The organism is Cupriavidus alkaliphilus (assembly GCF_014191175.1).
In the GTDB taxonomy this organism is placed as follows: Bacteria; Pseudomonadota; Gammaproteobacteria; order Burkholderiales; family Burkholderiaceae; genus Cupriavidus; species Cupriavidus alkaliphilus.
On record NZ_JACHWE010000006.1, the window covers coordinates 192,566 to 204,872 of the forward strand.

12 protein-coding genes are annotated in these 12,307 nt (G+C 69.7%); 4 read left to right on the forward strand and 8 right to left on the reverse strand.

Annotated features, from left to right (window positions below; genetic code table 11):
- Positions 1 to 445 precede the first annotated feature (445 nt).
- The 3 genes from FHX60_RS21040 to FHX60_RS21050 all read left to right on the forward strand — a co-directional run bounded on the left by FHX60_RS21040 (position 446) and on the right by FHX60_RS21050 (position 3,041).
- Positions 446 to 1,618, forward strand: a complete 1,173-nt coding sequence (locus FHX60_RS21040; protein ID WP_183284495.1) for a beta propeller repeat protein — start codon at positions 446 to 448, stop codon at positions 1,616 to 1,618.
- 28 nt (positions 1,619 to 1,646) lie between these two features.
- A complete protein-coding gene (locus FHX60_RS21045; RefSeq protein ID WP_183284496.1) occupies positions 1,647 to 1,907 on the forward strand; it encodes a MoaD/ThiS family protein in 261 nt (86 codons plus the stop codon).
- 141 nt (positions 1,908 to 2,048) lie between these two features.
- The gene (locus tag FHX60_RS21050; RefSeq protein ID WP_183284497.1) at positions 2,049 to 3,041 is read left to right on the forward strand and encodes a chemotaxis protein; all 993 of its coding nucleotides are present in this window, start codon (positions 2,049 to 2,051) and stop codon (positions 3,039 to 3,041) included.
- Positions 3,042 to 3,373: 332 nt separating this feature from the next.
- On the opposite strand, the gene FHX60_RS21055 is transcribed toward FHX60_RS21050, so the two are convergent.
- Together FHX60_RS21055 and FHX60_RS21060 are read right to left on the reverse strand one after the other, a co-directional pair.
- Positions 3,374 to 4,030, reverse strand: a complete 657-nt coding sequence (locus FHX60_RS21055) for a peroxiredoxin (protein ID WP_183284498.1) — start codon at positions 4,028 to 4,030, stop codon at positions 3,374 to 3,376.
- Positions 4,031 to 4,133: 103 nt separating this feature from the next.
- The gene (locus FHX60_RS21060; protein WP_112775859.1) at positions 4,134 to 4,571 is read right to left on the reverse strand and encodes a universal stress protein; all 438 of its coding nucleotides are present in this window, start codon (positions 4,569 to 4,571) and stop codon (positions 4,134 to 4,136) included.
- 216 nt (positions 4,572 to 4,787) lie between these two features.
- Between FHX60_RS21060 and FHX60_RS21065 the strand changes: the two genes are divergently transcribed.
- Entirely contained in the window at positions 4,788 to 6,473 is a 1,686-nt protein-coding gene (locus FHX60_RS21065; RefSeq protein ID WP_183284499.1) for a SulP family inorganic anion transporter, read from the forward strand.
- 1 nt (position 6,474) lies between these two features.
- On the opposite strand, the gene FHX60_RS21070 is transcribed toward FHX60_RS21065, so the two are convergent.
- The 6 genes from FHX60_RS21070 to FHX60_RS21095 all read right to left on the reverse strand — a co-directional run bounded on the left by FHX60_RS21070 (position 6,475) and on the right by FHX60_RS21095 (position 12,220).
- Positions 6,475 to 6,669, reverse strand: a complete 195-nt coding sequence (locus FHX60_RS21070) for a ribbon-helix-helix protein (RefSeq protein WP_183284500.1) — start codon at positions 6,667 to 6,669, stop codon at positions 6,475 to 6,477.
- A 279-nt stretch (positions 6,670 to 6,948) separates the two neighbouring features.
- Positions 6,949 to 8,067, reverse strand: a complete 1,119-nt coding sequence (locus tag FHX60_RS21075; RefSeq protein ID WP_183284501.1) for a dihydrolipoamide acetyltransferase family protein — start codon at positions 8,065 to 8,067, stop codon at positions 6,949 to 6,951.
- 45 nt (positions 8,068 to 8,112) lie between these two features.
- Positions 8,113 to 9,090, reverse strand: coding sequence for an alpha-ketoacid dehydrogenase subunit beta (locus tag FHX60_RS21080; protein WP_112775863.1), 978 nt, complete (start codon positions 9,088 to 9,090; stop codon positions 8,113 to 8,115).
- A 69-nt stretch (positions 9,091 to 9,159) separates the two neighbouring features.
- Positions 9,160 to 10,245, reverse strand: coding sequence for a pyruvate dehydrogenase (acetyl-transferring) E1 component subunit alpha (gene pdhA, locus FHX60_RS21085; protein WP_092314313.1), 1,086 nt, complete (start codon positions 10,243 to 10,245; stop codon positions 9,160 to 9,162).
- Positions 10,246 to 10,457: 212 nt separating this feature from the next.
- Positions 10,458 to 11,366 carry a LysR family transcriptional regulator gene (locus FHX60_RS21090; RefSeq protein WP_183284502.1) on the reverse strand — a complete coding sequence of 303 codons (909 nt, stop codon included), beginning with the start codon at positions 11,364 to 11,366 and terminating at the stop codon, positions 10,458 to 10,460.
- Between the two features lie 80 nt (positions 11,367 to 11,446).
- Positions 11,447 to 12,220: an SDR family oxidoreductase gene (locus tag FHX60_RS21095; protein ID WP_112775865.1), complete on the reverse strand. Its 774-nt coding sequence runs from the start codon at positions 12,218 to 12,220 to the stop codon at positions 11,447 to 11,449.
- Positions 12,221 to 12,307: the final 87 nt, after the last annotated feature.

The window sequence follows — 12,307 nt, forward strand, 5'->3', positions numbered from 1 at the left end:
ATGGCATCCGCGACATGGGCCGTGCGGGAAAGCTCAGGGCTGGAGGGTGGCGCCCCGAACTGCCCGCACGGCCAGGAAAAGCACGGCGCGACGGACCTGGTTGCAGGCGGGGAAGTGCCTGGCCAGGTCAGGGGCAAAGCCTTGCCGCGCGGTGCGCACGCGCGCGCCTGCCGCCGGCTGGGCCGGGCGGTTCAGGGTGGCGAAACGGGCGAAGCAAGGCATGGGGCTGGGGGCGCAAGGGTGCCAAGGAACATTGCTTATGCCACACTTTCCCGGGAATGTCCAGGCAAGTTGCCGGCTTCGGCAGTGAACTCCGTTCTACTTCGGGCGCACGCGGGTGCTTGCGAGAGGGCTGGCACGGGTCGTCCTGATCGTTCATTGTGAACACTGTCTACATGTACTAGACTCGGAAACATCGTTCACCGGCCTTCTTGCAGGAGCCAAGATGACGACTTCCCCCATTCCTGAATCTGCTGGCCACGGCGCGGATACCGGCCCGGTCCGCCTGCTGGTGGCCACCACCAAGGGCGCCTGGTTCCTGACCAGCGACGCCGCGCGCCGCAGCTGGCAGATCGACGGCCCGACCTTCCTCGGCCATACCATCCACCATATCGTGCAGGACCCGCGCGACCCGTCGCGCGTGCTGATGGCGGCGCGTACCGGCCACCTGGGCCCGACCGTGTTCCGCTCCACCGACGGCGGCCGCAACTGGACCGAGGCGGCGCGCCCGCCCGCCTTCGACAAGGTGCCCGACGGCGAGACCGGCCGCGTCGTCGACCACGTGTTCTGGCTCACCCCCGGCCATGCCGGCGAACCCGGCACCTGGTACGCCGGCACCTCGCCGCAGGGGCTGTTCCGCAGTGCCGACCATGGCGCGACCTGGGAGCCCGTGTCCGGCTTCAACGACCATCCGATGTGGCGCAGCTGGACCGGCGGCGAGCAGGACGGCACCCCCGACGGTCCCAAGCTGCATTCCGTGCTGGTCGACCCGCGCGATGCGCGCCACCTGTATATCGGCATGTCCAGCGGCGGCGTGTTCGAGAGCACCGACGCCGGCGCCGACTGGAAGCCGCTGAACCGCGGCAGCATCGCCAACTTCCTACCCGATCCCAATCCGGAATACGGCCAGGACCCGCACTGCATGCTGCAGCATCCTGCCAACCCCGACATCCTGTACCAGCAGAACCATTGCGGCATCTACCGGATGGACCGCCGCGAAGGCGTGTGGAAGCGGATCGGCGAGGCGATGCCTGCCGAAGTCGGCGACATCGGCTTCCCGATCGTGGCGCACCGGCGCGACCCGCGCACGGTGTGGGTGTTTCCGATGGATGGCAGCGATGTGTGGCCGCGCGTCAGCCCGGGCGGTCGGCCCGCCGCCTATGTCACGCGCGACGGCGGCGAGACCTGGCAGCGGCAGGACCGCGGCCTGCCCGCTGAACAGGGCTGGTTCACGGTCAAGCGGCAGGCCATGGCAACCGACGGCCACGCACCGGTGGGCGTGTACTTCGGCACCACCGGCGGCGAGCTGTGGGCCAGCGCCGATGAAGGCGAGGTCTGGCAATGCATCGCCCGCAACCTGCCGCAGATCTACGCGGTCAGCGTGGCGCGTCCGGCCTGATCGCTGCTGCCGCGCCGGAGGATTTCCCATGCAGGTCCGTATCGCGACGCCGCTGTTCTCCTATACCGGACAGCGCGAATATGTCGAGGCCCGGGGTGCCAGCATTGCCGAGTTGCTCGACGACCTCGAGCGCCAGTTTCCCGGCATGCGTTTTCGCATCGTCGACGAGCAGGGCAAGCTGCGCCCGTATATCCGCGTCTTCGTCAATCGCACCCAGCTGATGCGGCTCGATGCGCCGCTGCAGGACACCGACGAGGTCCATATCCTGCAGGCCCTGGCCGGGGGCTAGCCCCCGGCCGCGGCGCCGCTCAACTCCCCGTGCCCCCGGCCGATATCCAGTCATGAACCCTGCCGTGCGCCATCCGCCGCGGCCGCAGGCAGATGACAACGATGGCGGCAACACACCACACGCACGGCACGGGAGCGACGCATGAGCAGTTCCATGAGGGACATCGACGAACGGACTAACCTCACCAACAACAACCAGTTCGAGCTGCTGCTGTTCCGGCTCGGCGAGGCGGAACATTCCGGCCAGTCGGAGCTGTTCGGCATCAACGTCTTCAAGGTGCGCGAGATCCTGGTGATGCCGCCGGTGACGACCGTCGTCGGCGCCGACCCGTCGATCCTGGGCATGGCCGATATCCGCGGCCAGGTGATCCCGGTGATCGACCTGCCGCGGCTGGTCGGCTGCAAGCCGCGCGGCGGCCTGGGCATCCTGCTGGTCACCGAATACGCCCGCTCGACCCAGGGCTTTGCGGTCGAGGCCGTCGAGGAAATCGTACGGCTGGAATGGAACCAGGTGCATTCGGCCGAGGCCAGCGTGCGCACCGGCCATGTGACCAGCATCGCCAAGCTGGAAGGCGGCGCGGACGGGGCCGAGGGCGGTGCCGAAGGGGCGCGCCTGGTGCAGGTGCTCGACGTCGAGCAGATCCTGCGCGACGTGCTGCCGACGCGCCAGCCTGACGTGGATCCGGAGGAGGTCGGTCCGCAGCTGCACCTGCGCCCCGGCGCCAAAGTGATCGCCGCCGACGACTCCGCGCTGGCGCGCGGGCTGATCGAGCAGGGCCTGAAGGCGCTGGGCGCGCCGGTGGTGATGACCAAGTCGGGCAAGGAGGCCTGGGAACTGCTCGACCGTATCGCGGCCGAGGCCGCCAGCCATGGCCGACCGGTGCAGGACGACGTCGCGCTGGTCCTGACCGACCTGGAAATGCCCGAGATGGACGGCTTTACGCTGACCCGCAAGATCAAGGCCGACAGCCGGCTGAAATCGCTGCCGGTGGTGATTCACTCGTCACTGTCGGGCGAGGCCAGCGAAGAACATGTGCGCAAGGTGGGCGCCGACGCCTATGTGGCCAAGTTTGTCGCCAAGGAACTTGCCGACACCATCCGCGCGGTGCTGACCCCGCCGGTGCTGACCCGCTAAGCACGCCGCCCCGGGTACGGACGGCAGGCACAAAATGCAAGCGCCCGCAACCATTCCCGTACGCCGGTTGGTTGCCTATAAAACGGGCACTCCAGCGCGTTCCAGCGCGGGCGCGCCCTTTGCGGTTGTCAAGAGGGGGGATATCCACTGATCCTGTGGATATTTCCTGTGGACAAGTCGGGCCCGCCGGTGCGCTCCCGGCCGGCATCACGCGATGCCGGCCGGGAAGCCCCGACCGCGGCCTGGCGCGGGCTTCCGCGCCGCCGCGCTCCCTGGCGCCGCCGCTCCTCGCTCTCCCCTCTCCCTGTCCGCGCCCGTCCTTCGCCGTTGCGCTACTTGGGCTGTGCCACCGTGCGCAGGTAGGGCTTGTGCGTCTTGAAGCCCTGCGGGTATTTCTTGTTGGCTTCCTCGTCCGAGATCGAGGTCGGGATGATGACGTCCTCGCCCGGCTTCCAGTTCACCGGCGTGGCCACGGTGTGCTTCGCGTTGAGCTGCAGCGAATCCAGCAGCCGCAGCACCTCGTCGAAATTGCGTCCCGCGCTCATCGGGTACACCAGCATCGCCTTCACCTTCTTGTCCGGGCCGATGATGAACACCGAGCGGATGGTGGCGTTGTCCACCGCGGTGCGCGGCCCGCTGCCGCTGGCCTCGGGGTGGATCATGTCGTAGAGCTTGGCAACCTTCAGGTCGGCATCGCCGATCATCGGGTAGTTGACGGTACAGCCCTGCGTTTCCTCGATGTCCTTGACCCAGCGCTGGTGGTCGCCCACCGGATCGATGCTCAGTCCGATGATCTTGGTATTGCGCTTGTCGAACTCGGGCTTGAGCCGGGCCATGTAGCCCAGCTCGGTGGTGCACACCGGCGTGAAGTCCTTGGGATGCGAGAACAGGATGGCCCAGCCGTCGCCGATCCACTCATGGAAATTGATCTGGCCTTCCGTGGTCTCGGCGGTGAAATCAGGGGCTTGCTCGCCCAGTCGAATCGCCATGGTTGCGCTCCTTGCAGTTGGCTTGGTTTGGAATCGCGCGTTGCCGCGCACGCTTGCCCGCTATCCCGGCTGTCCCTCTGTCCCGCCATCGCCCGGTCCGCCGCTAGCGGAACACCAGCACCGGGATCGTGCTGTGGGTCAGCACCTTGTGTGTCTCGCTGCCGATCAGCAGGGCCTGCAGCCCGCGCTTGCCATGCGACGACATCACGATCAGGTCGCACTCGCGCTGCTGCGCGCACGCGACGATGGCCTGCCAGGGATGGTCGTCGGTGGCGGTGATGGTCTCGCAAGGCACGCCGGCCTGCGTCGCGGTGTGGCTGAGCGCGGCGAGGAAGGTGTCGGCGTGGCGCGCGGCTTCGGCCGCGAAGTTGCTCTTGGTGTCTTGCAGGCTGGTGAGCCGGTAGGTCAGCACGTGGTACTCGGGAAGCACATGCAGCCCGGTCACGCGGGCGCCGATGCGGCTGGCGAATGCCATCGCGCGGCCCACCATGGCATCGGCGCGCGCGGAGCCGTCGGTCGGTACTAGCAGGTGCCTGTACATGATGAGCCTCCGCTTGCAGAGAGGTGCCGCGCCAGCCTGGCGCGTCCGCGCACTGGCGGGCGAGCCAATCCAGTATAGGAATTGCGCGGCGTAAGGAACAGGACACCGGGCCACCGCGGCGCCGCCGTCAACCAGGGCCGGCGGCGCGGGCAAACATTAACATCCTGTTATCATCCGATGCACCTTTACCCCCGCAACGATGGAAGGGACCGACGCATGATTGCGCTGCGCGAAGCTTGGCTGGCCGGATTGTTCCGCCGCGGCAACTGGCTGCCGAACGTGGTGTCGGGCGTGATCGTGGGGGTGGTGGCGCTGCCGCTGGCGATGGCGTTCGCGATAGCCTCGGGCGCCAAGCCGGAGCAGGGCCTGTACACGGCCATCGTCGCCGGGCTGGCGGTGTCGCTGTTCGGCGGCAGCCGGCTGCAGATCGCCGGGCCCACCGGCGCCTTCATCGTGGTGCTGTCCGCGGTGACGGCGCGCCACGGCATCGATGGCCTGCAGATCGCCACGCTGATGGCGGGCCTGATCCTGCTGGCGATGGGGCTGAGCCGGCTGGGCAGCGTGATCCGCTACATTCCCGCGCCGGTGATCGTCGGCTTTACCGCGGGCATTGGCGTGATCATCTTTGTCGGCCAGTGGCGCGACTTCTTCGGGCTGCCGCCGGTGGCCGGGACGCATTTCCACGAAAAGCTCTGGCACCTGCTGCAGGCCCTGCCGCAATGGCAACCGGCCACCACCGCGCTGGCGCTGGGCAGCCTGGCGCTGGTGGTGGGCGCGCCCCGCGTGCGCTGGCTGCGGCGCGTGCCGGGGCCGCTGGTGGCGCTGGTGGCCGCCACCGCGGCGCAGGCGCTGTTCCATTTCGACGGCGTGGCCACCATCGGCTCGGCCTTCGGCGGCCTGCCGCGCGGCCTGCCGGTGCCGGCCTTGCCGGACATCACGCTGGCGCGGGTGCTGGAGCTGGCCGGACCCGCCTTCACCATCGCCATGCTCGGCGCGATCGAGTCCTTGCTGTCGGCGGTGGTAGCCGACGGCATGGCCGGCACCCGGCACGACTCCAACCAGGAACTGGTGGGACAGGGCATCGCCAATGTACTGGCGCCGCTGTGCGGCGGGTTTGCCGCCACCGGCGCGATCGCCCGCACCGCCACCAATATCCGCAACGGCGGCAACAGCCCGCTCGCAGGCGTGGTGCACGCGCTCACGCTGGTGCTGGTGCTGCTGTTCCTGGCGCCGCTCGCGGCCAGCGTGCCGCTGGCCGCGCTGGCGGCGATCCTGTTCGTGGTGGCGTACAACATGAGCGAGATGCGCCAGTTCGCGCGCATGGTGCGGCGCGCGCCGCGCGCCGATGTTGCGATCCTGCTGATCACCTTTACGCTGACGGTGCTGACCGACCTGGTGGTGGCGGTCAATATCGGCGTGATCCTGGCCATGCTGCAGTTCCTGCGGCGCATGTCGGCATCGGTGGAGGTGGCACCGCAGGCCGCCGAGGCCGTCGCGCGCGAGCTGGGCGATGCGGGCACCGGCGCGGCGGCGCCGATGCCTCCGGGCGTGCTGGTCTATGTCATCGACGGCCCGTTCTTCTTCGGTGCGGTCGAAGCGTGCGAGCGTGCGCTGGTGCAGACCCATACCGAGCCGCGCGTGCTGCTGATTCGCCTGGGCCGCGTGCCCTTCATGGACATGACCGGCCTGCAGACGCTCGAGGCGGTGATCGTCACGTTGCAGAAGCGCGGCGTCGCAGTGGTGCTGGCCGAAGCCAACGCGCGGGTCAGGGAAACGCTGGCGCGCGCCGGCGTGCTGGCGGCACTGGGCGAGGGCAACTACGCGGATTCGCTGGCGCAGGCGGCGCAGCGCTGCGCCGTGCTGGCCGGTGACGAGCCAGGCGCGGGCAACGCCCCGCGCTGAGCTACTTCTTCTGGCGCGTGCTGCCCGCGGGCCTGGGCTTGGTGTCGTAATCCACGCCATGCTGCGCCAGGTAGTCTCGGATCAGCTGGCGCACGACCTGCGACGGCGTCAGGTCCTGCGCGGCGCACAGCGTTTCAAAGGCCTTCTTCTTGACCGGGTCGATCAGGATGGTCAGGCGGGCGGTCTTGGATTCCATGAGGATGTGCGGCGGTCCGGGCCGGGGATGGCGGCGGGGATGGGATGGGCATTATATACAGGGGGAACCGGGGCCGAAGCCACTGGTTTGCTCCCCTCGCCCGCTTGCGGGAGAGGGGCCGGGGGAGAGGGCCGGCGTGTGGCAAGCACGATGCGCCTGACTTCGTAGGGGCTCCGGCCCTCTCCCCCACCCCTCTCCCACTTCGCGGGAGAGGGGAGCGATCACGAGGGGCGTTAGTGCCCGCAGAAGCTAACGGCGGGCCAGCACCTTCTGCCAGCCCTATTCCGCCATCTCCAGATCCGCGATCACCGCCGCCAGGAAGCGCGCGGCTTCCCCGCCCGTGACCACGCGATGGTCGAAGGTCAGGCTCAGCGGCATTACCCGGTGCACCGCGGGCGCGCCGGCGGCCGCGACCACTTCGTCGCGCACGCGTCCGGCGCCCAGGATCGCCACGGTGGGCGGCACCACGATCGGCGCCGCATAGCGCCCCGCGATCATGCCGAAGTTGGACAGCGTGATGGTGTTGCCGCGCATCTCCTCGGGGGCGATGGTGCGTGCGCGGATGTCGGCGCGCATGCGGTCGAGGCCGTGGCGCAGGTCGGCCGCGTCGCGGTTGCCCACGTCGCGCAGCACCGGCACGAACAGGCCCTCGGGCAGGTCGGCGGCAATGCCGACGTCGATTTTCTTCAGCACGTGGCGGCGCCCGGTCTGGCCTTCATACCAGGCATTGAGCCCGGGCTCGGCGCGGCATCCGGCCACCAGCGCGCGCACCAGTCGGATGGTGACGTCGGCGCCGGCTTGCCAGGCGTGGATGTCGGCGTCGTCCATCACGGTGGCGGCGGCCACTTCCGCCTGCGCGCGCGCCATGTTCTGCGCCATCGCGCGGCGCACGCCGCGCAGTTCCTCGGGCGCGCCCAGCTCGGCCAGCGTGCTGGCGACGCGTTCCACGTCGGCGGCGGTGACCACGCCTTCCGGGCCGGAGGCGGTGGCCATCGCCAGGTCCACGCCCAGCCGGCGCGCCAGCGCCCGCACCGCGGGCGTGGCCTTGACGCGCGCGGCCATGCCCGCCGCGGGTGCCGCGGTGCCGGGCGGCGCGGCTTCGCTGGCCACGTGCGTGCCGACCTGGACCGAGCCCACCACGGTGCCGGCGTCGGCATCCTCGCCGGCGCCCTCGAAGCCGACCAGCGGCGCACCCAGGTGCACGATATCGCCGGGCTGCGCGAACAGCTTGCCGATGCTGCCCGCATAGGGCGACGGAATTTCGACGATCGCCTTGGCCGTCTCCACCGACAGCAGCGGCTGGTCCGCCGCCACCGTATCGCCGGTGTTGACGTGCCAGGCCACGATCTCGGCCTCCTGCAGGCCCTCGCCCAGGTCGGGCAGCTTGAAGACTCTCATCGGTCCTCCTTGGCAGGCGTGAACGGTGTGCGCACTGGCGGGCGCCTACGCCGCCAGCGCCCGGCGCGCGGCATCGACGATGCGCGCCACGCCGGGCAGGTAGGTGTATTCCAGCCGCGCCAGCGGCACCACGGTATCGAAGCCGGTCACGCGCTGCACCGGCGCGGCCAGCGAATACAGCCCCGCATCGGCCAGTTGCGCCGCGATCTCGGCGCCGAAGCCGGCGGTGCGCGGCGCCTCGTGCACGATCACGCAGCGGCCGGTGCGCGTGACCGCGTCCAGGATGGTCTGCATGTCGAGCGGCTTGAGCGTGGCCACGTCGATGACGGTCGCGGTGATGCCTTCCGCGGCCAGCGCGTCGGCGGCGGCCAGCGTCTCCTGCACCATCGCGCCCCAGCTGACCAGCGTAAGGTCGCTGCCTTCGCGCAGCGTGAAGCAGGTATCGAGCGGCAGCGCCGCGCCGTCGTCGGCCACTTCCTGGCGGAACAGCCGGTACAGCCGCGTGGGCTCGAGGAAGATCACCGGGTCCGGGTCGGCGATCGCCGCCAGCAGCAACCCGTAGGCGCGCGCCGGCGATGACGGCACCACCACGCGGATGCCCGGCATATGCGCGAACATCGCCTCGGGGCTTTCGGAATGGTGCTCGGGCGCGTGGATGCCCGCGCCGCACGGCGAGCGCACCACCAGCGGGCAGGCCAGGCGCCCGCGGGTGCGGTGCCGCATGCGCCCGGCGTGGTTGATGATGTGGTCGACCGCCGGGTAGATGAAGCCGGTGAACTGGATCTCGGCCACGGGCTTGAGCCCCATCGCCGCCATGCCGATCGCCGCGCCGACGATGCCGCCTTCGGCCAGCGGGGTATCCATGACGCGCGCGGCGCCAAAGCGCGACTGCAGGCCTACGGTGGCGCGGAACACGCCGCCGTTGACGCCGATGTCCTCGCCCAGCAACAGCACATCGGGATCGTGCTCCAGCGCATGGGCCAGCGCCAGGTTGACTGCTTCGACCAGATTGATTTCCGCCATGGTTCGCTCGCTGTGGGCCGGTTCGATGGAGGAGTGCGCGCGCAGCGCCGGCAGCGCTCGCAGCGGCGGCTAGCCGTGCTGCGCCGGGAAGCGCCGCGCGATCTCCAGCTGCGCCTGCAGTTCGGCCGGCATGGCCGCGTACAGGCAGTCGAACATTGCGGCCGGATCCGGCGGCGGCATCGCCAGGTAGGTTTCGACAGCCTGCGCCACCTGCTGCGAACAGGCCCTGACCAGCGCCTCTTCACGCGCCGCGTCCCAGGCGTGCAGGGCCAGCAGGTGGGTGCGCAACCGCAGCAGCGGCTCGTGCTGCCAATGCGCCTTGACGCTGGCCTCGTCGCGGTAGCGCGAGGCATCGTCGGCGGTGGTGTGGTCGCCCAGCCGGTAGGTGATGGCCTCGATCAGCGCGGGACCGCCGCCGTCGCGCGCGCGCGCGATCGCTTCGCCGACGCGGTGGCGCACCGCGACCACGTCGTTGCCGTCGACCTGCTCGCCCGGGATGCCCGCGGCAATGGCCTTCTGCGCCAGCGTCTGCGCCGCGGTCTGGCCGCTGCGCGGCATCGAGATCGCCCACTGGTTGTTGTTGATCACGATCACCAGCGGCGCGCGCCAGGCGCCGGCCATGTTCATGCCTTCATAGAAGTCGCCCTTGGAGGTGCCGCCGTCGCCCAGCAGGCAGACCGCCACGCGTGGCTCGCCGCGCAGCTGGAAGGCGTAGGCGGCGCCGGCCGCGTGGCACACCTGGGTGCCGATCGGCACGCAGTTGGCAAAGTCGTGCGGCGCCGCGGCAAAGCCGCTGCCGCGCTCGTCGCCGCCCCAGTAGAGCAGGCTCTCGGTCATCGTGACGCCGCGCACAAACTGCGCCGCGTGGTCGCGGTAAGAGGGCACCAGCACATCCTCGGGCCGCATGGCGTAGGCCACGCCCACGCCGATCGCCTCCTGGCCCAGCGCCGACGCAAACGTGCCGATCTTGCCGGTGCGCTGCAGCGCGATCGCCTTCAGGTCGAACTGGCGCGTCAGCACCATCGCCTGGTACAGCGGCACCAGCGCGTCGGGGTCGGTGGCGAATGGTGGAGGCGAAGCAGTGGGAGGAGTGGTGTCGCCCGGCGGGGCAAGGTAGCGGGTATAGCCGATCTCAAAGCGCGCAACCGTGGACATGGCAGGTCTCTCGATGCGGTTGTCTCGACAGGATCCGCGCGGACCGGGGGCGAGGATCTTCGCGCCCTCCGCGGCAATGATCGCGTTGTGATCCCTGCCGTGCTTTTTGGGCGCGGGGGACTTGAGCTTGAGTGTAGGGCATTTGCGCGGCCGGCGCGGCGCGAAATTGTCTTGCTGCGCACAATGCGGCGATGCCCCGCGCCGGCCGCCGCTCAGCCTTCCAGGTGCGGCTGCATCAGCGCGCGGAACCAATCCAGGAACACCGCGAGCCGTGCCGAGCGCTGGCGGCGGTGCGGATAGAGCAGCGACACCGGCATGCTCGCCGGGCGCCAGTCGGGCATGACTTCCAGCAGCTGTCCGGTGTCGAGCAGGTGCTGCACGTCGAAGCGCGGAATCTGGATCAGCCCGATTCCGGCGAGACAGCAGGCGATATAGCTCTCGGCATTGTTGACCGAGACGCGGCTTGCCACGTCGGCCTCGCGCCCGCTGCCATCGGCATCCAGGAATTCCCATGGCAAGTCGCGGCCGGTGCGGGGGCTGGCGTAGCCCACCGCGAGGTGGCCGCGGCGCAGGTCGGCCGGGTCACGGGGCTCGCCGTGTTCGCGCAGATAGGCGGGGCTGGCACAGTTGACCAGCGCGATCCGGCCCAGCGGCCGCACTACCAGGCTGCTGTCGGCCAGCACGCCGAAGCGCACCGCGCAGTCCACGCCCTCCTGCACCAGGTCGATGGCGCGGTCGCTGGAGCCGAGCGACAGCTGCAGCCGCGGATGGCGCCGCAGCAAGGCGGGCAGCGCGGGTGCCACCAGCCGGCGCGCGATGCGGCTCGGCATATCGACGTTCAGGCGGCCGCTGGCCTGGCGCTGCCCGGCCTGGAACAGCTGGTCGATATCCTCGACCTCGGCCAGCAGCGGGCGCAATCGTTCAAGCAATTGCGCGCCATCGGCGCTCAGCCGCACCTGCCGCGTGGTCCGGTGCAGCAGGCGCGCGCCCACCTGGGCCTCCAGCTCCTGCACCGCCGCCGACACCGACGCGCGCGGCAGCCCGAGCGCATGGGCGGCCTTGATGAAGCTGGCCATCTCGGCCACCTGCAGGAATACGCGGTACTGGTCGAATCTGTCCATGCGCCTCGCTCGTCGATGGCGCAAGCATACCTGCAATGCGTGCGCGCGCCGCAGCGGTGGCCTGCCTGGTGGCCTATTTCTTACTTGGTCGTGTACCCGCCGTTGATGAGGATGGTCTGGCCGGTGATCCACCAGCCGTCGCTGACCAGATGGCGGATAAAGGGCACCACATCCTCGATATGCGTCAGTCCCGTCGGCGAGAACGGCGACAGCGCCGCCGCGCTCTTGTGATAGGCCACGGCGTCGTCGCCTTCCTGGCCGTAGAAGAAAGGCGTATCCATCGGGCCGGGCCCTACCGCCGTCACCGAGATGCCGCGCGCACCAAATTCCTTGGCCGCGGCGCGGGTAAAGTGTTCGACCGGCGCCTTGGTGCCGGCATAGGCGGCATAGAAGGGCGTGAACGCGCCCAGCAGCGAGGTCACCAGCGTCACGATCTTGCCGTGGTCGTTGACGTGGCGGCCGGCTTCCTTCAGGAAGAAGAAAGCGCTCTTGGCGTTGACGGCCGACATCTCGTCGTACTCGGCCTCGCTGATCTCGGCGAACGGCTTCTTCAGCACCTTGCCGACCGTGTTGATGGCGATATCGGGACGGCCCACCGCGGCCACGGCATCGGCAAACAGCCGCTCGACCGCGCCCGCGCTGGTCAGGTCCGCCTGCAGTGCCACCGCCTGGGCGCCGCTTGCCTGGAGCGCCCGGACCGTGGCCTCGGCGTCGGCGCGCGAGGCCGCGCTGTTGTAGTGGATGGCGATGGCCCGCGCGCCCTGGGCGGCCAGGTCGCGCGCGATCAGCCCGCCCAGGTTCTTGGCGCCGCCGGTGATCAGCGCGACCTTGCCGCGGATGGAATGGTCAGCCATGAAAACTCTCCTGTGGATGCGTCGAAGGAGGCTTCAGCTTAGGCGGCCGGGACTGTGGAATAAATCGGCGGCGACTGGATAGATCAT